The sequence below is a fragment of the Streptomyces sp. NPDC001219 genome, assembly GCF_053597915.1.
On sequence record NZ_JBSFJF010000061.1, the window covers coordinates 20077 to 40245 of the forward strand.

Below are 20169 nucleotides of genomic sequence, written 5' to 3' on the forward strand. Positions count from 1 at the left end.
GGAGCGGCTGGTGCGGGGGACGGCCCGGGGCGGCGGTACGGCCCCGGCCCACAGCCTATGGGGCTGCGGGCCGGGGGTCATGCGGAGGTCAGGGCCTGATCAGGTCTTCTCCGTCACTCCGGCGGAGTCGAAGGTGGCGACCTCGTGCATCGCGCGGGCGGCGCTCTGGACCACGGGGAGTGCGAGCAGGGCGCCGGTGCCCTCGCCGAGACGCAGATCGAGGTCGACCAGCGGGCGCAGGCCCAGCTTGTTCAGGGCCGCGACATGGCCCGGCTCGGCGCTGCGGTGTCCCGCGATGCAGGCGGCCAGCGCCTCGGGGGCGATGGCGCGGGCCACCAGGGCGGCGGCGCCGGCGCTCACGCCGTCGAGGATCACCGGGGTGCGCAGCGAGGCGCCGCCGAGGATCAGGCCGACGAGCGCGGCGTGCTCCAGGCCGCCGACCGCGGCGAGGACGCCGATGGGGTCGGCCGGGTCGGGCTGGTGCAGCTCCAGGGCGCGGCGGACCACATCGACCTTGCGGGCGTGGGTCTCGTCGTTGATGCCGGTGCCGCGGCCGGTGACCTCGACCGGGTCGACGCCGGTGTAGACGGAGATCAGCGCGGCGGAGGTGGTGGTGTTGGCGATGCCCATCTCGCCCGTGAGCAGTGCCTTGTTGCCGGCCGCGACGAGGTCACGGGCGGTGTCGATGCCGACCTCGATGGCCTTGAGCACGTCCTCCTGGGTCATCGCCGGGCCGGCCGTGAAGTCGTCGGTGCCGGCGCGGACCTTGCGGGGCAGCAGACCGGGGGTGGCGGGCAGGTCGCTCGCGACACCGACGTCCACGACGCAGACCTCGGCGCCGACCTGGTTGGCGAAGGCGTTGCAGACCGCGCCGCCGCCCAGGAAGTTGGCGACCATCTGGCCGGTGACCTCCTGGGGCCAGGGGGTCACGCCCTGGGCGTGCACGCCGTGGTCACCGGCGAAGATCGCGACGGCGGCCGGCTCCGGGATCGGCGGCGGGCACTTGCGGGACAGCCCGGACAGCTGCGCGGAGATGATCTCCAGCATGCCCAGCGCCCCGGCGGGCTTGGTCATCCGCTTCTGCCGCTCCCATGCCTCGCCGAGCGCCTTGGCGTCCAGCGGACGGATGCCCTGCAGGGTCTCCTGGAGCAGGTCGTGCGGGTTCTCGCCGGGCAGTGCGCGGCGGCCGTAGGTCTCCTCGTGGACGACCCAGGACAGCGGGCGGCGCTTGGACCAGCCGGCCTGGAGCAGCTCCGGCTCCTCCGGGAACTCGTCGACGTAACCGATGCACAGGTAGGCGACGACTTCGAGGTGGTCGGGCAGGCCCAGTTCGCGGACCATCTCCCGCTCGTCGAAGAAGCTGACCCAGCCGACGCCCAGGCCCTCGGCGCGGGCGGCGAGCCAGAGGTTCTCGACGGCGAGCGCGGAGGAGTACGGGGCCATCTGCGGCTGGGTGTGGCGGCCGAGGGTGTGCCGTCCGCCGCGGGTGGAGTCGGCGGTGACGACGATGTTCACCGGCGTCTCGAGGATCGCCTCGATCTTCAGCTCGCGGAACTGCTTGGCGCGCGCCTTGGGCAGCGACTTGGCGTACGCCTCGCGCTGCGCCATCGCGAGCTGGTGCATCCTCTCGCGGGTCTCGTCCGAGCGGATGACCACGAAGTCCCACGGCTGCGAGTGGCCGACGCTGGGCGCGGTGTGGGCGGCCTCCAGGACGCGCAGCAGCACGTCGTGGGGGATCGGGTCGCTGCGGAAGCCGTTGCGGATGTCGCGGCGTTCGCGGATCACGCGGTGGACGGCCGCGCGCTCGGTGTCGTCGTACCCGAGGGCCGGGGCCGTGGCGTCGGCCAGGTCGATGGCTTCGGGGCCGTCGGGCGTCACGGCGGAGTGCTGCGGGTCGGCGGCCTGCGCCTGGCCGTCGCCCTGGTCGACGTCCTGGTCCTCGCCGAGCTGGTCCTCGCCGAGCTGGACGAGGGCGTCGGCGTCCTGGTGCTGGGGCTGCTCTTCGGCGTCGGCGACGGGCTCGCCTTCCTGGGCGGGCTGCTCGCCGGACGGGGCCGCGGCCTGCGGCGGGGCCGGGGCGTCCACGGGGATCTGCTCACCGGACGCCTGGGCGGGGATGTGGACGGCCACGGGCCGGACCTCGGCGGGGGCGTCGGATGCCTCCGCGGGCTCGGCGGCGGGAGCGGAGTCCTCGGCGGGCTCGCCGGGGGTTGCTTCGGCCGCGGGGGCGTCCGGGTCGGCCGCGGTGTCGGCGTCCTCCGGGCCGGCCACTGCGGGCTGCGGCTCTGCGGGGGCGTCGGCGTCCTGCGCCACGGTCTCGGGGGCGGACTCCTCGGCGGCCTGCTGACCTGCGGCGTCCTCGGGCGCGTCGGGCAGTGGCTGCGCGGCGTCCTCCTGCTGTGCCGGGGACTGCTGTGATGCCTCGGGCGGCTCTATGACGGCCTGCTCCTCGGGTACGCCGTCGTCGGGCACGGAGGCCTGAGGAGCGGAGGCGGGTGTCGAAACGGTGGGCTCGGCGGCCGCGGCATCGGCGGTGGCCTCGGCCGGGGCGGCATCCGCCGGGGTGGCCTCGGCGGGCGTGGGCTCGACCGGGGCGGGCTCGGTCGCGGCGGCGGCCGGGGACTCCGGCTGGGCCTCGGCGGCGACGGCCGGTGCGTCGGGCTGCTGCGGGACCTCGGCGGCGGCCTCGGGCTGGTCGGCGGGCTGCTCGGCCTGCGGGGCTTCGGCAGGGGCGTCGGCCGTCGGCTGCTCCGCCACGGGGTCAGCGGCCTGGCCCGCCGCGTCGGACGGGGCAGGGGCGGCCGGGGCGTCGGCGGACTGTGCCGGTGCCTGCGCGTCGGGCGCGGGCTCGGCGGGAGCGGCCTGGTCGGCGGGCTGCTGCGCAGCCTCCGCCTCGGCGGCAACGGCCTCGGGCTGCTGAGCGGACGAAGCGGGAGCCTCGGCGGGGGCGTCCGGAACCGGAGCGTCGGCCGGGGCGTCCGAAGCCGCGGTGTCCGCAACTGGGACGTCCTGTCCAGAGGCCTCCGCAGCAGCGGCATCCGCAGCGGGCGCCTCGGCGGCGGGCGCGGCGGTCTCGGGAGCGTCGGCCTCAGGGGCGTCCACAGCGAGGTCCTCTGCCGCCTCAGCCTCCGCGACGGAGGCGTCAGGCGCGGCAGCTTCGGGCCCGGCCTCGGCAGTGGGCTCGGCGGTGGCCTCAGCAGCCGTGCCGTCCTGCTCAGGCACGGCCACGTCCGGCGTCGCGTCCGGAGCGCTGTCCTGCGGCTGCGTCGGTGCCTCGGGCTGCGGTTCCTGCCCGGCGTCGGCGGCGGTCCCGGCGACCGGAGCGGCGTCGCCGGCCTGCGCGGCGTCCTCGGCGGGCAGCGGCGCCGGCTGTTCGGCGGGCAGCGCCGCGTCCTGCGGGACGGACTGCGCCGCGGGAGCGGGCTGCACGGCCTCGGCGGGAGCGGCGGGCGCCTCGGGGGCGACCGTTTCTGCAAGCGGGGCCGCCGTCTGTGCGGAGGCCTCGTGCCACTGGGGCACCTGCGACGGGATCTCGCCGAGCTGCGGGCCGGGCAACGGGCCCTGGCCGGCGGCCCCGTAGGTCTGCTCGGCGTGCAACTGGCCGCCGTAGGGCTGCTCACCGTACGAGGGCGCGGCGAAGTGCTGCTCGGCCGCGGCGGGCCGGTCGCCGGTCACCGGCTGGGCGTCCGGCGTGGGCGCGGCCGGGGCGTCGAAGTATTCGGGGCCGCCGGTGGGCGGTCCGGCGTGCCGTGCGGGGGACGGCGAGGGCGCCTCGGCCGGTCCGCGGTCGGCGAGGGAACGGACCACGCCGCCGGTCGGGTCGGGGACGGGCGGGCCCATGTGGAGCGGACGGCGCGGGGGCGTGGCGGGTGCGGCGGCGCGGGCGCGGTCCGGCTGCGGGGCGGCGGGCTGGGGAATACGGACGGCGCTGAGGTCGACGGAACCGGAGTCCCGGCCACCGCTCTCGTGGTCGCCGGCCTGGGCGGGCATCGGCTCGAAGCCGGTGGCCCCCTGGGCGGCCGCGTCGAACGGCACGCCCTGCTGGGGCTGCTGGTCCGCGGCCTGGTGGGTCTCCTGCGGCTGCGGGAGCGGCTGGGCGGCGGACTGCTCGCTCCAGGCGCCCTGGGCGCCCGGCATCAGCAGCAGGTCGTCGTCCTCGACGGTGGCGTCGGCCTGGTCGAGGTAGGGGTACTCGCCCGGCGGGGGCATCATGCCGGGCAGCTCCGTCGGTCCGGCGTCGGCAGGGGAGGGAGCGGCCGCCGGCTGCGGCTGCCCGGGATGTCCGCCTGCGTTCTCCGGCTGTCCCTCGCCCGGGACCTGGCCGGTGTCGGTCATGCGTACCCCTCGCCCATTGGTAGTGCTCCTTCCAACCGCTCGTGCGACGCGCTCGACCGGGGCGCGCCGACGCCCCGATAGCTAGAACGAGCGAGCGCGCTTCGCGGCACGTCCGCTCTCCAGAGCTTCTCATTCGGCCAAAACCACGGCACTTTCCGGATATTGGCGTACGAAGCCGAATGCGGAACGGCGGCGCAACGATCCGCCAGCCTACCCCGCTCGGGTTGCCGTGCTGGTCACGGGTGAGGAACGCGATACCCGCTGAGCAGAAACACCACGGACCGCTCGCGTTCGACCCAGGCGGAAGTGTCCAGGTCCACGGACTGGAGCAGTGCGCACTCGACGTCGTAGCCGCCGTCGGCCAGCGCACGGCCGAGCGATTCGGCCTCGTCGCGGGTGGCAGCGTGGGTGACGATCCGTTCGGGACGGCGGGCCGCGCAGGCGGTGAGCACGTCCGCTCCCCCGCCGCCGACCCGGATGACGTCGGGCTCGGGCAGGTCCTCCAGGACCTGCGGCGCCCGGCCGTGCACGACCTGGAGTTGGACGCCGTGGCGGCGGGCGAGGGCGCCGGTGCGTGCGCAGGCGTCCGGGTCGGCGTCGACCGCGATGACGGCGGCGCCGAAGCGTGCGACCTCCACCGCGGCGGCTCCGCTGCCCGCGCCGATGTCCCAGACCAGGTCGCCCAGCTGCGGTCCGAGGCGGGCGAGTTGTGCGGTGCGCAGCTGGACGGACTCGCCCTCGCCCAGGGCGCCGCCGTAGGCGCTCGCCGGAAGTCCCCAGCCTCGTGGGCCCGTCGGGTGGCCGACCTCGTGTCCGGCGATCCAGCCGGTGCCCTGCGCCGCGGCCCCGCCGGGCGAACCGCCGACGACAATGACGACATTGGGGTCACGCCAGACATGGTCGGCGGCCTTGTCGGAGGTGAGGACCGTCACCTGCTCCCGCTCGGTGCCCAGTTCCTCGCAGATGACGAAGGTGCGGTGGACGCCGCCGAGCAGCAGGGCGAGTTCGGCGGGGCCGGCGCCGGGTGAGGTGAGCACCGCGACCTTGGTGTGGGCGCGGCATACGTTGACCGCGCGGCGCAGGTCGCGGCTGTGGGCGACCACGATCTGGGCGTCGTCCCAGGGCATGCCGGCCCGGGCGAACGCGGCCGCGACGGAGGAGACGGCCGGGACCACTTCCACTTCCAGGCCGTGTTCGGGGGCCCGCAGGGTGCGGACGACGCCGAAGAAGCCGGGGTCGCCGTCGGCGAGCACGACGGCGGTGCCGCGGTGCTGGGCGATGCGGCGGGCCGCCAGGCTCACGCTGCCGAGCCGGATGCGTTCGGCGTGCGGCGGGACTTCGGGCAGCGCGAGGTGGTGGGCGGCGCCGGCCACCAGCGTGGCGGCGCCGAGCGCGGAGCGGGCGGCGGCGGTCAGTGGTGAGCCGTCCCATCCGATCACCGTGACCCGGTCGGCCATGCTCGTCAGTCTCCTGGGGCTGCTGTGGTTACGCGGGCGGGGCGGCGGGCAGAGCCGCAGGCCGGCGGTGGTGCCGCTGTGGTGCGCCGGTCCGCGCCGGTCGCGCGAGTGCGCGGCAGGCCGAGACTACCCCCTGCGGTACGGACCTGAGCGCGGGCGTGGTCAGTTCCACTCGGGATAGCTGAATCCGTTCGCGTCCGCCAGCCGGCCCGGGACTCCTTCGAGGTCCTCGGGCAGCAGGCTCCACACGATCAGGTCGGTACGGATGTCCGCCCAGCCGCCGTCCTCGGTGCGGCTGCGGGCTATGAAGGCGTTGCGCAGCACGCCCTCGCTGATGCAGCCGATCTTCTGGGCGACCTGCTGGGAGGCGGTGTTGTCGGCGGCGGTGCGCAGTTCGATGCGTTCGAACTTCTGGTGGTGGAAGAGCCAGTGGGCGACGGCGAGCGAGGCCTCGGAGGCGTAGCCCTCGCCGCGGGCCCAGGAGGCGACGACGTAGTTGATCTCGCTGGAGCGGATACGCCAGTCGGTGTTGCGCAGTTGGACCACGCCGACCAGGCGCTGGGTGAGGAACTCGGTGACCGCGAAATCGATACCGTGGCCCGCGGCGCGCTCGGCGGGGGCGCCCTCGGTGGTCCAGGCGCGTGCGGCGTCCTCGGTGTACGGCTGCGGTATCGCGGTCCAGGAGGCGACCAGCTCGTCGTTCATCATCGCGGTGAGGGAGGGCACGTCGGCCTCCTCGAAGGGGCGCAGCACCAACCGGTCCGTGCTGATGGAGATGTCCGGAAAGGTGGATGTCATGCCGCTGCTCCCGCGCCGTTGACTGTGGTGTCCGGAACGTCGCGGGCTGTGAGACCGCGAGGTCACGGGCCGTCTTGACCGTCTTGAATGCACCAGCATGCAGCATCGGCGCGCGGCTGTGCCACGCGCGTGGGCCCCGGACCCGCGCGGTGCGGGTCCGGGGCCCACGGGCCATCCGTGCGGACGGACACGTTCCGGTGACCTGCGGCGGGGCAACCGCACGTCCACACCCGCCCCCCCCGAAGGGGGGTGGGCGGCGGGGAAAAAACCGGACCGGCGCGGAACCGGCCCGGCAGGAGGCGTCAGCTCCTGGCCGGGAGACCTCCGCCCCTGCCCGGGAGGCGTCAGCTCTTGGCCGCGCCGAAGGCCGGGATGACCGAGCCGTCCTTGTACTTGTCCTCGATGAACTTCTTGACCTCGGGGGAGTTCAGGAGCTTGGCCAGCTTCTTGACCCGCGGGTCGCTCTCGTTGCCCTTCTTGACGGCGAGGAAGTTGGCGTAGGGGTTGTCCTTCGCCTTCTCCAGGGCCAGCGCGTCCTTGGAGGGCTTGAGCTTGGCGCCGATGGCGAAGTTGCCGTTGATGATCGCGGCGTCGACGTCGTCGATGCGCGGCGCGGTCTGCGCGGCCTCCAGCTCGGTGATCTTGATGCCCTTGTCGTCCTTGACGTCGGTCAGCTTGGCGTCGGAGCCGACACCGGGCTTGAGGGTGATCACGCCGTTGTCGGCGAGCAGCTTGAGCGCCCGGCCCTCGTTGGAGGGGTCGTTCGGGACCGAGACGGTGCTGCCGGACTTGAGGTCCGAGAGCTTGTCGATCTTCTTGGAGTAGACGCCCAGCGGCTCGATGAGCACGTTCTGGACGGGCACGATGTGCGTGCCGTTCTCCTTGTTGAAGGTGTCGAGGAACGGCTTGTGCTGGAAGAAGTTGGCGTCGACCTGGCCGTCGTCGGTGACCTTGTTCGGCATCTTGTAGTCGGTGAACGGCTTGACGACCAGCTTGAGGCCCTCCTTCTCCGCCAGCTCGTTCTTGACGAAGTCGAGGATGGTGCCGTGCGGGGTGGGGCTCGCGGCGACGACGAGGGGGGCGTTCTTGTCGCCCTTGCCGGTGCTGGCGGTGGTGTCGGAAGGGGCGCTGCAGGCGCTCGCGCCGAGGGCGACGGCGGAGGCGGCGGCTATGGCGACGGAGATCTTGACGGTGTTGCGCACGAAGAGTGCCTCTTTCTTGTTCCCACGCGACGTTGCGCGCGATGTCCGCCCGGCAAAGGGTCCGGGCTCGGGGGTGTTGCGGGGTGGAGCGGTCAGGCGGCCTCGGTGACGACGGCCGGCTCCTCGGTGCGGGTGCGGCGCAGGCCGACGCGCAGCGAGGACGAACGGGTCCCCCGGTGGGCGAGCCGGCGGACGATGAGGTCGCCGAGCACCTGGACGAGGGTGACGAGGAGGATCAGTTCCACCACGGTGGCGATCATCAGCGAGGTCTCGTACTGCTGGTAGCCGTAGGTGTAGGCGAGGTTGCCCAGCCCGCCGCCGCCGACGGCGCCGGCGATCGCGGAGTAGCCGATCAGCTGGATGACGAGGGTGGTGACGCCCGCGATCAGGGCCGGCAGCGCCTGCGGGAGCAGCACCTTGAAGACGATGGTCCAGGTGCCGCCGCCCATGGCGTGGGCGGCCTCGACCAGTCCGTGGTCGACCTCGCGCAGGGCGGCCTCCACCAGCCGGGCGAAGAACGGGATGGCGGCGATGGCGAGCGGGACCACCGCGCCGGTCGGGCCGATCGAGACGCCGACGAGGAGCCGGGTGAAGGGGATCAGCACGACGATCAGGATCAGGAACGGGAAGGACCGCCCGATGTTCGCGACCGCCCCGAGGATCTTGTTCACCACGATGTTCTGCAGGACGGCCCCGCGCTCGGTCAGGTGCAGCAGCACACCGACCGGGATGCCGAGGAGCACCGCGTAGAAGGTCGACCACCACACCATGAAGAGGGTGTCGAGCGTGTTGTCGTACAGCAGCGGCTGCATCTCGTTCCAGGTCACTTGGCACCTTCCTTCTGCAGCGTGGCGGCGGGCTCCGGGGTCGACGGGCCGGGGGCGGCCGCGGCGGCCGCGACGTCGGCGTCGGCGACGTCCGCCACATCCACCTGCAGCCCCTGCTCGCGCAGGAAGCCGATGGGCACGACGTTCTCCTCGAAGCGGCCGGGCAGCTCGATGCGCATCCGGCCGATCTGCTTGCCGCCGACGGTGTCCATGGCGGCGCCGAGGATCGAGATGTCGACGTTGTAGGTGCGCGACAGCTCGGAGATCACCGGGCGGGTGGCGGCCGCGCCGTGGAAGGTGATGTCGACGACGGTGCGGTCGTCGGCCGAGGGCTCGCCGCCGACCGGGAACAGCTCGCGGGCCAGCTCGGAGCCGGGGGTGGCGAGGAGTTCGGCGACGGTGCCCTGCTCGACGACCCGGCCGTTCTTCATCAGCGCGGCCGAGTCGCAGATCGTCTTGACGACGTCCATCTCGTGCGTGATGAGCACGATGGTCAGGCCCAGCTTGCGGTTGAGGTCGCGCAGCAGCTGGAGGATGGAGCGGGTGGTCTCCGGGTCCAGGGCGCTGGTGGCCTCGTCGGACAGCAGCACCTTGGGGTCGCCGGCCAGCGCGCGGGCGATGCCGACGCGCTGCTTCTGGCCGCCGGAGAGCTGGGCGGGGTAGGCCTTGGCCTTGTCGGCGAGGCCGACCAGGTCCAGCAGTTCCAGTGCCTTGCGGGAGCGCTCGCGGCGGTCGACCTTGAGGATCTCCAGCGGCAGCTCCACGTTGTCCTGCACGGTGCGCGAGGACAGCAGGTTGAAGTGCTGGAAGACCATGCCGATGTGGCTGCGGGCGGCCCGGAGCTGGGCGCTGGCGCGCTTGCCGCGGCCGGCGATGGAGGTCAGTTCCTGGCCGGCGACGGTGACCGTGCCGGAGGTGGGGCGCTCCAGGAGGTTCAGGCAGCGGATGAGGGTGGACTTGCCGGCGCCGCTCTGGCCGATGACGCCGTACACCTCGCCCTCGCGGACGTGCAGATCGACGCCGTCCAGGGCGGTGACTTCGCGGTCTCCTGAACGGTAGACCTTGGTCAGGCCCGTTGTGGTGATCACTAGGGAATTTCCGTCACTGTCGAGTGCTCGGCGGCTCACCCGCCGGGCACGGGGCATTGCTTGCGAGTGCGGCAGAGGGGAACAGGGAGCGGCGGCGGGCGCGGGGCCCGGCTCCGGGTTCCGGTGACGCGGGGCGGCCGGGGGCGTCGGGAGGCCGACGTACGGCGCATGGCAGGTCTCGCTTCGGGGCGCGAGGCTCAGGCGGGGGCCCTCAGCGGTCACACATTCGACACATGCAACGAGCACCGGGCGTCTGGTACGCCTCGGTCGCAGGGGTGCGGTAGCTCGTCGTGGTCATGAGCGGCAGTAAACCAGACAGCAGTACGCACGGATCAAGCCAGTCCGTATGGCGGACATACCCGCCCGATCCGTGGACAGCGTGCTACCCGGCGATGGTGATCTCGACCGACCCGGCGATGGCCTGCGCGGATACCGCCGAGAGGTCGGGGACCACGACGTCCGCCGACAGCTCCTCGGCCCGGTGCGTTGTGGTCAACGCCACGGTCGTCATCCCGGCGGCGCGGCCGGCCGCCAGTCCGACCGGGGCGTCCTCGAAGACCACACAGCGGGCCGGGTCCACCCCCAGCCGCGCGGCGGCCAGCAGGAACGGCTCCGGGTCGGGCTTGCCGCGGCTGATGTCGTCGGCGCTGACCAGGTTCTTCGCGGTGATCCCGGCGTGTGCGAGCCGGGCCTCGGCCAGCCGGCGGGCGGCCGAGGTCACCACCGCCCACTGCTCGGCGGGCAGGTCCGCCAGCAGCGCCAGGGTGCCGGGCAGCGCCACCGTTCCCCCGGCGTCCTCGACCTCCAGGTGCTCGATACGGGCCAGCGCCTCCGGAACGACGTCCGCGGGCAGCAGGTCCGCGACGATCTCCGCCGCCGGGCGGCCGTGCAGCGCGATCCGGGCGAAGTCCTCCGGGGTCAGCCCGTACTCCCTGGCCCACCGGGTCCAGCAGCGGTTCACGGACTCCAGGGAGGAGAGGAGGGTGCCGTCGTTGTCGAAGAGGAGGGCGTCAGCGATGATCTTCATACCCCCCGAGCGTACGGACCGCGGTGGGGCCGGACGCGGCCGCCCTCCCCCCGCCGATTAGCATCCCCTTATGCCCCACAATCCCACCGCGCGCCGCCGCGCCGCCCGGAGGCCCCGGTGATCGACGCGCTGACGGTCACGGTCGCGGTGACCGCTCTCGCCCTCGCCGCCTGGTGCGGCTTCGCGGCCTTTCGTGACCAGCCCACCAAGGACTGGCACTTCATCGGCATGGGCCTGGTGTCGCTGCTCGGCGTCGTCCAACTGGTCGTCGCCGTCGTGCAGTTGTCCCGCGGGGTGTCGCCGGACAAGGGCACCGCGCTCTTCGTCTCGTATCTGCTGGGAGCGGCGGCCTGTGTGCCGGCGACCGGGTTCATGTCGCTCTCGGAGCGCACCCGCTGGGGCTCGGCCACCGTCGCCGCGGGGGCCGTGGTGCTGGCCGTACTGGAAGTGCGGCTGTTCGACATCTGGGGAGGCGGCAGTGCCTGAGACCGCGAAGACCACCCGTGCCACCGGGGCCGCGGAGAGCGGTGCGACGGCCCGGCGCTCCCTGGGCACCGGCCCCGGCCGGCTGCTGGTCGCGCTCTACGGCATCTTCACCGTCGCCGCCGCGTCCCGCTCGCTCTACCAGCTCCTCGCCCAGTTCGACCGGGCGCCGCTGGCGTACAGCCTCTCGGCGGTCTCCGCGGTCGTCTACGGGTTCATCACCTTCTCGCTGGTACGCGGCGGCGAGGGCGCCCGCCGTGCCGCGCTCGTCTGCTGCGCGCTGGAGCTGCTCGGGGTGTTCGGCATCGGCACCTGGACACTGCTCGACCCGTCCGCGTTCCCGGACGCCACGGTCTGGTCGGACTACGGCATGGGCTATCTCTTCATCCCCGTCGTCCTGCCCGTCACCGGGCTGCTGTGGCTGCGCCGGGCGCGTACGGAGCGGCCGGCGGCCTGAGGGCGTCCCGCGGGCGCGCTGCGCCATCAGGGTGAAGAACGCGGCCGCCCCTCGCTCCCGGCCGGACGCCCTGTCTGACTGGAATCCGGCAGGCGGCCACGGGTTCGCCGGAGCGGAAACGGAGCGGGAAGATGCCGATCAGTCCGAACCAGGGTTCCACCGGCGGCGGTTTCGCGGCGACCCTCACCGGCACCGGGCTCACCGGGGCCACCGCGGTGCGCTTCGGTGGCAAGACGGCCACCATCACGGCCTCCTCACCGACCTCGGTGTCGGTGGTCGCCCCCTCGGGGGCGGGCGTCGTCGACGCCACGGTGACCACGCCCGGGGGCACCAGCGCTCCGGTGCCCTTCTACTACGTTCCCCCGCCCGTGGTCCTCGACGTCTCGCCGTCGTCCGGTCCGCTGGCGGGCGGCGGCACGGTCACCGTCACCGGACGCGGTCTGTCCACCACCACCTCCGTGGTGTTCGGGGCCACGGCGGTGACGCCGACGGTGCTGTCCGACAGCGAACTGACCGCCGTCGCCCCGGCCCACGCCGAGGGCGAGGTGTCCCTGGTCGTCCTCGCGCAGGGCGGCACCGCCACGGCGCCCGGAACCTTCGCCTTCGTGGGCACACCGACCGCCACCGGCTTCAGCCCGCTGACCGGTCTGCCCGCGGGCGGCACCCTGGTCGACATCACGGGCACCCGGCTGGCGACGACCACCGGGGTGACCTTCGGCGGGGTGCCGGCCGCGTTCGCCGTACTGTCCGACACCAGGGTCGCGGCCGTCGCGCCCAGCCACTCCCTGGGCGCGGTCACCGTCGCGCTCACCACCACGGGCGGCAGCGCCACGGCGCCCGGGACCTTCCTCTACCTGCTCTGACGCCTGCCTGCCCGGACGCCGCTCCGCTCGGACGCGGACGACCGGAAGCGGGTCCGCCCCCACCGGGACGGACCCGCCCGGGGCGCTACGCCTGTGCGACGAGTTCGCCGGTTCCGGCCGGCTGGGACACGTCCTTCTCCAGCGTGACCACCCGCAGCCGGGGGGTGCGCTGCTCGGTGCCCACGGGGAGGTAGCCGCGGGCGCGGTAGAGCCGCAGGTTGCCCTCGCTGCGGTGGCCGGTGAACAGCTGGTAGCGGGTGGCCGCGCGCTCGGCCGCCAGCCGCCCCTCGACGGCGTCCAGCAGTCGTCCGCCGAGGCCGTGCCGCTGCATCCGCGGATGCACGATGAGCTTGGCTATCCTCCCGGTGCCGTCCTCGTCGACCGTGCCGCGCACGGCGCCGACCACCTCCGCGCCGAGCCGGGCCACCACGACGCAGCCCGCGCCGAGTTCGGCGCGCAGTGCCTCCAGTGTCTGCGTCAGCGGCTCGATGCCGTAGTCGTCGTACAGCGCGGCTTCCTGCTGGTAGCAGAGGTACTGGAGTTTGAGGATCTGCTCGGCGTCCTGGTCGGTCGCCGCAGAGATGGTCACACTCGTGCCCATGCGCGTAGCCTCCCCTGTTCGGTTCGCTGGTCCGGGCGCGCTGAGGGTGAGAGGGGTGCGCCCGGAACGGTGTGCCCTGACGGACGGTGCCGTGGGGTACCCGGCGCCGCCATGGCGTCGTCGCCACCGCCTCTTCGGGATTCCCCCGCGGAGGGCGGCGGCAATCTCCGCCGCGAGCATTCTGCGCAGGCAATTGGGGCAAGCGGAACGGACCGGCGCCGGGCTCTCCTGTGACATTCCCAACTCAGATGAGAATGCAGGGGACATGCCGGAGAACGCGCGCCGGTCCGGGCGGCCGGGCTCCGCCGTGCCGGCGGTCCCGGGCCGGGGTCAGTGCTTGCGGAACTCCGCGGCGGCCAGCAGCGCGGTGTCGGGATTGTCGGAGAACAGGCCGTCGATCCCGGTCTTGAGGTACGCCCGGAACACCCCGAGGGCGTCGCCGTAGGCGTTGGGGTCGCTGCCGCGCCGGTAGTCGGCCGGCAGGAAGGTGTTCTCGTTGCGGACCGTATACGGGTGCAGGACCAGTCCGGCGGCGTGCGCGTCCTTGACGACGGACGTGGGCTCGCCGAGCCTGCCGTCCGTGCCCCGCGGGATGATCACGGTCAGGTCCGGGCCGATGCCCTGCGCGAAGCCGGCCAGCTACTTCAGGCCCTCGGGCTTGACGAGGTCGGCGACGGTGCGCGGGTCACCGGACTCCGTGAAGTCCCAGGGGCGGTCCTTGAGCGTGCCCAGCAGGACGACCTTGGGGCAGTCCACGAGCTTGTCCAGGCGCTGGATGCTGCCGGGCTCGAAGGACTGCAGGAAGTTCGGGGAGTTCCTGCGGTGCCGGCCGTGCGCGCGCAGCGCTCTGGCCACCCGCTCCTCCAGGCCGAGGCCCAGCTTGCGGAAGTAGGTGGGGTGCTTGGTCTCGATGTGCAGCCAGACCCGGCGGCCCCGCCTGCGGCCCTCGCGCTCGGCCCACCGCAGCACCTCCTCGAAGGTCGGCACCTGCCACACCCCGTCGTAGACGGTGTTGTGCTGCCGGGTGCCCGGTATGCGCTCCTTGGCGCGCAGCGTCTTGAGCTCGGCGAGCGTGAAGTCCTCAGTGAACCAGCCGGTCAGCTTCACCCCGTCCACGCTCTTGGTGGTCTTGCGGTCCGCGAACTCGGGGTGCGCGGAGACATCGGTGGTGGCGGTGATGTCGTTCTCGTGGCGGCAGACCAGATGCCCGTCCTTGGTGGGGACGAGGTCCTGCTCGATGACGTCCGCGCCCATGTCGAGGGCGAGTTGGTAGGAGCCGAAGGTGTGCTCGGGGCGGTAGCCGCTGGCCCCGCGGTGGCCGACGATCAGCGGTACCGGCAGCTCCTGCGGCACCCCGGACCGCCCGGCCGCGCCCGCCTGGCCGGCTCCGCCGAACACCGCCGCTCCCGCGCCGAGGGCCGCGGCCCCCAGCACCGTCCGCCGTCCCGGCTGCTGCCGCTTGTCCATACGCGCACTCCTTGTCTCAGGGCCTTCGCTGGTCTTCCGGGTGCTTCCGGGTGTTTTCCGGCATGCGGTGAGGCGTGTTGCACACCGGCCCACGGAACCGGGCCGATCGTAGGCACGGACGGGCCACGCCGGGGAGACGGACGACGACTTCGGGGGGAAGATGGTGGTAACACACGTCAACGCTGCGTATCGACCTCGTGAACCCGATGTGCGCGCGGGAGTAACCCGCGAGTATGGTCCTTGGCTGCAGAGTTCTGCGCCCGCTTGACGTTGACCAGTCACGACCCGGAGGGCCCGTTGTCCCGCATTGTGCTGAAGGCGATCCTCGGATTCGTGATGCGCGTCCTGTACCGCCCGAAGGTCGAGGGCATGGAGCGCATCCCGGAGACCGGGCCGGTCATCCTGGCCGGCAACCACGTCACCTTCATCGACTCGATGTTCCTGAGCCTGGTGGTCAAACGCCCGGTGTACTTCATCGGCAAGGACGAGTACGTCACCGGCAAGGGGCTCAAGGGCCGGCTGATGGCCTGGTTCTTCACCAGCACCGGCATGATCCCGGTGGACCGCGACGGCGGGCACGGCGGGGTCGCGGCGCTGATGACCGGCCGCCGGGTCCTGGAGGATGGCAAGGTCTTCGGCATCTACCCCGAGGGCACCCGCTCCCCCGACGGCCGTCTCTACCGCGGCCGTACGGGCATCGCCCGGCTCACCCTGATGACCGGTGCGCCGGTCGTCCCGTTCGCGATGATCGGCACCGACAAGGTGCAGCCCGGCGGCAAGGGCCGCCCGCGCATCGCCCCGGTGACGGTGCGCTTCGGTGAGCCGCTGGACTTCTCCCGCTACGACGGCATGGACCGCGACCGCTATGTGCTGCGGGCCGTCACCGACGAGGTGATGAGCGACGTCATGGAGCTGTCCGGCCAGGAGTACGTCGACATCTACGCCACCAAGGCCAGGGCCGCCTGAGCCGTCCGCGCTGCGCCGGGCCCCATCCGTTCGCCGGATGGGGCCCGTTGTGTGTACGCGTGCGGGGCGGGCGGTCAGCAGGGCACCCGGAAGCCGCCGGGGGCGCGCTGGCCCTCGGCGCCGCCGGTCTGCGCCGTCCGCAGCGCCGCCTCGGGCCGCGGCACCACGCTGCCGTCGGCCTGGAGCAGTTGCTGGCGCTGGGTGATGGTGCCGGTGCGGGCACCGGGCACGTTCACGTTCTTGGCCGTGACGCGGTTCAACGGGGCGGGCGACAGCTGCTTCTTGGTGCGGACGAAGGAGACGAAGCTCTCGAAGTCGCGGGTGTGGCGGACCGGTGCGGTGAATCCGGTGAAGGCGCTGAAGCCGTCCTGGTTGATGAGGGTGTAGGAGGGGGCGGCCAGCCGGTAGCGGCGGGTGAGGTCGAGGGCGGTGCCGTCGATGAACACGTCGGCCGGGTCGATCCGCCGGCCGACCGGTCCCGCCGCGTCGAAGGTGTAGCGGACGTTGGCGGAGACGGCCAGCGGGGAGAAGCCGAGGCCGCCGCCGGCGGTCGGGGCCCACTGCTCCTCCAGCGCGTCGTGGAGCTGCCGGCCGGTGACCGTGACGGTCATGATCGGGTCGCCGAAGCCGACGGAGTTCCAGGCCTGCGCGAAGGTGACGGTGCCGCCCGTCGCCTCGTCCCGGATCAGGTCGCCGGCGATCACGGCCTGGCCGACGCGGGGGGCGACCGCGATGACGGCGAGGTCCGCGGGGGTGTTGGGGTGGGCGGCGGGGTCGGCCATCGGTTCGAGCGGCTGACGGCCCGCCCACAGGGCCCAGTCGGCGACGAGGTTGCCCATGGTGCTCTCCCCCACCGTGTTGCGCCGCCGGGTGAAGGAGGCGGTCTGGGTGCCGAGGCGGCTGCGGGCGCGCCGGCTGCCGTAGTCCGCCCAGTAGCCGGCGATCGACTTGAGCTCCGGGTCCGGTGTCACGTCCCGGGTGTTGGGGTGGTTGGTGGTGGTGGTCAGCTCCCGGACCACCGCTCCGGTGTCCGGGTCGAGGCGCAGGGTGATCTCGTTGATGATCTGGCCGTAGCAGCCGGCCTCGACGAACGGCCGGGGCACGCCGTCGGGGTCGGGCAGCATCATGGTGAAGGCGCAGTGCCAGTGTCCGGTGATGATGGCGTCGATGTCCGGGGAGACGCGCAGCGCCAGTTCGTAGGCGGGGCCGGAGGGGTTGCTGCCGCTGGAGAAGTCGCTGCCCGCCACCGCGCCGTCGTGCATGCTGAGCACGATCGCCCGCACCCCGCGGGACTTGAGCTCGGCGGCGCAGCGGTTGGCGGTCTCCAGCTCGTCGAGGGTGCGCAGTCCCGGCTGGTAGGAGCCGGGGAAGGACTCGGTGCCGATGGCGGTCAGATGGATGAAGCCGACCGGCAGCCGGCGGCCGCCGCCGGCGTCCACGTACTCGATGTTGTACGGCGGCAGCACGAGTTCGCCGTTCGCGTTCCACACCGTGTTGGCGCTGTAGTAGGGGAACTCCGCGCCGCGGAAGCGGCGGCCGGTGGAGTCGGGGAAGGCGTCGTCGCGGCCGACGACCGGGAAGCTCTCGCCGTCCTCCATGTGCGCGGTGAGGAACTTCGCGGACTTGTCGAACTCGTGGTTGCCGGCCGAGGCGAAGTCCAGGCCCAGGGCGTTCAGCGCCTCGATGGTGGGTTCGTCGGCGAAGGTGGCGGCGTCGAACTCCCAGCCGGAGAAGAGGTCGCCGGGCGCGAAGAAGAGGGAGTTGCGGTGGCCGTCGCGCAGTCGCTCCAGGTGGGCGGCCATGTAGGCGACGCCGCCGACGGTGTAGGTCTTCCCGCCGGCCCCGGTGATGATCGAGTGGGCACCGGGGGCGCCCTGCAGGTAGCCGTGCAGATCGGTGATGTTGAGGAGCTGGACGTCGACGTACTCGTCGGCGGTGGCCGCGTCGCGGGCGTGGCCGGTGGCGTAGGCGTTGCTGCCGATGGCGCTCGCGGTGGCCAGGGCCCCCGCGGCGGTGATGAAGGAGCGTCGTCCGATGTCGCGCACTGCGTCACTCTCCTGAGCGGGCCGTCCGTGAGGGGACGACGGGAGAGTCAAGCAAGCCGCTCCGGACGGCCGGTCACCGTACGGGGTACCGGGCGTGAACGGGCGGGGGACAGTCGCCCCCGGGGCGTGTCCCGTTGATCATGCGGGTGTGTGGCGCCGTGATCCACGGGACACGCCCTGGGGCGCGGCGGGTGCCCGCCGTCCGGCGGATGGCCGTACGGCTTACGGGCGTGCCTCCCCGGCCGGCGGAGACCGGGGGTGAGACGTCCTAAGGGCGCTCCGCCGGGCCGGAGCCGCGCGCCGGCTCCGGCGCGGCCGCGGAGAGCGCGGCGGGCTCGGAGGGCGGGGCCGGGCTGTTGCCCAGCTCCTGGCCGCGGAGCAGGAACCACGCGGCCACCGCCGCGGACAGCAGGACCACCGCCCCCACCCCGGCCGCGACGTCCACACCGGCGACGAAGGAGTCCTGGGCGGCCTTGACCAGCGCGGCGCCCTGTTCGGCGGGGAGTTGGCCGGCCGTCTCGACGGCGCCGCCGAGCGAGTCGCGGGCGGCGTCGGTGGCCGCTCCCGGCACCCCGGGCGGTGCGTCGAAGCCCCGGTAGATGCCGGTCACGATGGAGCCGAGCAGGGCGATGCCGAGCGCGGCGCCCAGTTCGTAGGCGGTCTCGGAGACCGCGGAGGCGGCGCCCGCCTCCTCCTTGGGCACGCTGCCGAGGATCACGTCGGCGGTGACGGTGAAGGAGAATCCGGCGCCGACACCGACGACGAAGAGGATCACGCACAGCGCGGCGGTGCCGGTGTCGGCGTGCAGGGTGGTGCAGCCGACCAGGGCGAGCCCGACCACGGCGAGGCCGCCGGCCACCACGATCCGTACGGACAGCCGCCGGGCGACCCAGCCGGCCGCCAGACCGGCACCCACCGCGCCGACCGCGGCCGGGAGTTCGACGAGTCCGGCGTTCAGCGGTGAACGCAGCTGCACCATCTGGAGGAACTGGGAGAGGAAGAAGACCAGCCCGGACAGCCCGAGGATGGTCAGCAGATCGGCGAGTACCGCCCCGGAGAACCCCCGGTGGTGAAAGAGCTTCATGTTCAGCAGCGGCGAGGCGAGGGTGAGCTGTCTGCGGACGAACACGAACAGGGTGAGCGCCCCGACGGCGGCCGTCAGCGCGATGTCCCAGCGGTAGCCGTGCACCGCCGCTTCCTTGATGGCGTAGACGACGCAGACGATGCCCACCAGGGCCAGCAGGACGCTGGGGATGTCCCAGGGTCCTGGGTCCGGATTGCGGGACTCCGGGATGACCTTGGCGCCGACGGCCACCAGCAGCGCCATCACCGGCAGGTTGATCAGGAAGACCGAGCCCCACCAGAAGTGCCCCAGCAGGAACCCGCCGAGGACGGGGCCCACGGCCATGCCGGCCGAGGCCATGGCGCCCCAGATGCCGACGGCCAGACTGCGTTCCCTGGGGTCGTGGAAGAGGTTGCGGATCAGCGCGAGGGTGGACGGCATCAGCGTCGCACCGGCCACGCCCTGGAGCGCGCGGGCCAGGATCATCATCTCGGGCGTGGTGGCGTACGCGGCCAGCACCGACATCGCGCCGAAGCCGACGGAGCCCAGCAGCAGCAGCTTCTTGCGGCCGATGCGGTCGCCGAGGCTGCCCATGGAGACCAGCAGGCCGGCGATGACGAAGGAGTAGATGTCACCGATCCAGAGCAGCTGGGTCCCGGACGGCTGGAGGTCCTCGCTGAGGAAGGGGGTGGCGAGGCCGAGGACCGTGGCGTCGACACCGACCAGCAGGACGGCGAGGACGAGGACGGCGAGCGCGAGCCAGCGGCCCGGCCGGGGCTGGTCGTCGACATGGGCCGAGCCCGCCGGTCCTGACGCTATGGTCTCGGTCATTTTTCCATGCTCCGTCGGATGCCGCCGAGCAGCAGCTCGGCGATCGAGTGGTGGAGGTCGTTACGGGCGACCCGCCCTTCGTGCACGGCCCAGGCGCCGGCGCCGATCAGCCCGTAGAAGGCCTCGGTGAGCCAGGCGGCGCTCAGATCGATCCGGAAGACGCCCTCTTCCTGGCCGCGCCGGAAGAGGGCGGCGAGGCGGGCGTCGAGCTCCTCCCAGCCGGCGTTGATCTCGCCGTCCTCGAAGAGCTGGTTCTCGGTGAAGAGGAAGGCGAGCACGGCGGCGACCGGTTCGGCCTCTCTGATCAGCCGGCGCAGCGCGTCGGCGGCGTCCCCCTCGTCCAGCCGGGCCGCGTCCATCGCCTGTCCGCACTGGGCGATCCCGTGCTCCTCCAGCGCTCTGATCAGCGCGTCCCGCCCGGCGAAGTGCCGGTGCAGGGTCGCGCGACTGATGCCCGCGGCGCGGGCGATCTCGTCCATTGGCGTCGAGGCCCGCCGCGTGAGCAACGCGGCGGCTTCCTTCAGAACGCGTTCACGGTCCAGGGCCATGAGACATACAGTACCAGAAGTCCTCTGTGCGGCGGAGCGGGCCGTGCTGCATGACGGGTCTGCATGACTGATCTTGCGAGTATTCGACTCCTTTCACGCAGCTGTCAACAC

General features: G+C 72.9%; 15 protein-coding genes and 1 pseudogene. 4 read left to right on the forward strand and 12 right to left on the reverse strand.

The window, feature by feature from the left end; all coding sequences use genetic code 11:
- Window positions 1-99 precede the first annotated feature (99 nt).
- The 7 genes from cobT to ACWC9R_RS29435 form a co-directional block, all read right to left on the reverse strand.
- Entirely contained in the window at window positions 100-4335 is a 4236-nt protein-coding gene (gene cobT, locus ACWC9R_RS29405; protein WP_450736020.1) for a nicotinate-nucleotide--dimethylbenzimidazole phosphoribosyltransferase, read from the reverse strand.
- Window positions 4336-4571: 236 nt separating this feature from the next.
- The gene (gene cbiE, locus ACWC9R_RS29410; RefSeq protein WP_450736022.1) at window positions 4572-5792 is read right to left on the reverse strand and encodes a precorrin-6y C5,15-methyltransferase (decarboxylating) subunit CbiE; all 1221 of its coding nucleotides are present in this window, start codon (window positions 5790-5792) and stop codon (window positions 4572-4574) included.
- Window positions 5793-5954: 162 nt separating this feature from the next.
- A complete protein-coding gene (locus ACWC9R_RS29415) occupies window positions 5955-6590 on the reverse strand; it encodes a GNAT family N-acetyltransferase (RefSeq protein WP_362610052.1) in 636 nt (211 codons plus the stop codon).
- 344 nt (window positions 6591-6934) lie between these two features.
- Window positions 6935-7792 carry a MetQ/NlpA family ABC transporter substrate-binding protein gene (locus ACWC9R_RS29420; RefSeq protein WP_450736024.1) on the reverse strand — a complete coding sequence of 286 codons (858 nt, stop codon included), beginning with the start codon at window positions 7790-7792 and terminating at the stop codon, window positions 6935-6937.
- Window positions 7793-7884: 92 nt separating this feature from the next.
- Window positions 7885-8619 (reverse strand): methionine ABC transporter permease, encoded by a 735-nt coding sequence (locus tag ACWC9R_RS29425; RefSeq protein WP_450736026.1) that lies wholly within the window; start codon window positions 8617-8619, stop codon window positions 7885-7887.
- Window positions 8616-9707 carry a methionine ABC transporter ATP-binding protein gene (locus ACWC9R_RS29430; protein WP_450736028.1) on the reverse strand — a complete coding sequence of 364 codons (1092 nt, stop codon included), beginning with the start codon at window positions 9705-9707 and terminating at the stop codon, window positions 8616-8618. The genes ACWC9R_RS29425 and ACWC9R_RS29430 overlap by 4 nt, the downstream gene beginning before the upstream one ends.
- Window positions 9708-10089: 382 nt before the next feature.
- Window positions 10090-10734 carry an HAD family hydrolase gene (locus tag ACWC9R_RS29435; protein WP_450736030.1) on the reverse strand — a complete coding sequence of 215 codons (645 nt, stop codon included), beginning with the start codon at window positions 10732-10734 and terminating at the stop codon, window positions 10090-10092.
- 117 nt (window positions 10735-10851) lie between these two features.
- Between ACWC9R_RS29435 and ACWC9R_RS29440 the strand changes: the two genes are divergently transcribed.
- From ACWC9R_RS29440 to ACWC9R_RS29450, 3 genes are all read left to right on the forward strand, one after another.
- Window positions 10852-11220, forward strand: coding sequence for a hypothetical protein (locus ACWC9R_RS29440; RefSeq protein WP_450736032.1), 369 nt, complete (start codon window positions 10852-10854; stop codon window positions 11218-11220).
- Entirely contained in the window at window positions 11213-11674 is a 462-nt protein-coding gene (locus tag ACWC9R_RS29445; protein WP_362610065.1) for a hypothetical protein, read from the forward strand. Before ACWC9R_RS29440 ends, ACWC9R_RS29445 begins: the two co-directional genes overlap by 8 nt.
- Window positions 11675-11805: 131 nt before the next feature.
- Window positions 11806-12537, forward strand: a complete 732-nt coding sequence (locus tag ACWC9R_RS29450; protein ID WP_450736034.1) for an IPT/TIG domain-containing protein — start codon at window positions 11806-11808, stop codon at window positions 12535-12537.
- Between the two features lie 85 nt (window positions 12538-12622).
- On the opposite strand, the gene ACWC9R_RS29455 is transcribed toward ACWC9R_RS29450, so the two are convergent.
- On the reverse strand, window positions 12623-13138 hold the full coding sequence (locus ACWC9R_RS29455) for a GNAT family N-acetyltransferase (RefSeq protein WP_450736036.1): 516 nt from the start codon (window positions 13136-13138) through the stop codon (window positions 12623-12625).
- A 330-nt stretch (window positions 13139-13468) separates the two neighbouring features.
- Window positions 13469-14605, reverse strand: a pseudogene (locus tag ACWC9R_RS29460) (glycerophosphodiester phosphodiesterase).
- Between the two features lie 297 nt (window positions 14606-14902).
- On the opposite strand from ACWC9R_RS29460, the gene ACWC9R_RS29465 reads away from it, so the two are divergent.
- Window positions 14903-15571: a lysophospholipid acyltransferase family protein gene (locus ACWC9R_RS29465; protein ID WP_450736038.1), complete on the forward strand. Its 669-nt coding sequence runs from the start codon at window positions 14903-14905 to the stop codon at window positions 15569-15571.
- Window positions 15572-15645: 74 nt separating this feature from the next.
- On the opposite strand, the gene ACWC9R_RS29470 is transcribed toward ACWC9R_RS29465, so the two are convergent.
- The 3 genes from ACWC9R_RS29470 to ACWC9R_RS29480 form a co-directional block, all read right to left on the reverse strand.
- Window positions 15646-17616, reverse strand: coding sequence for a bifunctional metallophosphatase/5'-nucleotidase (locus ACWC9R_RS29470; protein WP_450736040.1), 1971 nt, complete (start codon window positions 17614-17616; stop codon window positions 15646-15648).
- Window positions 17617-17884: 268 nt separating this feature from the next.
- Window positions 17885-19510: an MFS transporter gene (locus ACWC9R_RS29475; RefSeq protein ID WP_450736041.1), complete on the reverse strand. Its 1626-nt coding sequence runs from the start codon at window positions 19508-19510 to the stop codon at window positions 17885-17887.
- The gene (locus ACWC9R_RS29480; RefSeq protein WP_450736043.1) at window positions 19507-20058 is read right to left on the reverse strand and encodes a TetR/AcrR family transcriptional regulator; all 552 of its coding nucleotides are present in this window, start codon (window positions 20056-20058) and stop codon (window positions 19507-19509) included. The genes ACWC9R_RS29475 and ACWC9R_RS29480 overlap by 4 nt, the downstream gene beginning before the upstream one ends.
- Window positions 20059-20169: the final 111 nt, after the last annotated feature.

Excerpts from the sequence above, each read along its gene's own strand:
- ACWC9R_RS29450 (WP_450736034.1), top strand. The coding sequence starts at position 11,806 with ATGCCGATCAGTCCGAACCAGGGTTCCACCGGCGGCGGTTTCGCGGCG.
- ACWC9R_RS29475 (WP_450736041.1), bottom strand. The coding sequence starts at position 19,510 with ATGACCGAGACCATAGCGTCAGGACCGGCGGGCTCGGCCCATGTCGAC.
- ACWC9R_RS29480 (WP_450736043.1), bottom strand. The coding sequence starts at position 20,058 with ATGGCCCTGGACCGTGAACGCGTTCTGAAGGAAGCCGCCGCGTTGCTC.
- ACWC9R_RS29415 (WP_362610052.1), bottom strand. The coding sequence starts at position 6,590 with ATGACATCCACCTTTCCGGACATCTCCATCAGCACGGACCGGTTGGTG.
- ACWC9R_RS29455 (WP_450736036.1), bottom strand. The coding sequence starts at position 13,138 with ATGGGCACGAGTGTGACCATCTCTGCGGCGACCGACCAGGACGCCGAG.
- cobT (WP_450736020.1), bottom strand. The coding sequence starts at position 4,335 with ATGACCGACACCGGCCAGGTCCCGGGCGAGGGACAGCCGGAGAACGCA.
- cbiE (WP_450736022.1), bottom strand. The coding sequence starts at position 5,792 with ATGGCCGACCGGGTCACGGTGATCGGATGGGACGGCTCACCACTGACC.
- ACWC9R_RS29435 (WP_450736030.1), bottom strand. The coding sequence starts at position 10,734 with ATGAAGATCATCGCTGACGCCCTCCTCTTCGACAACGACGGCACCCTC.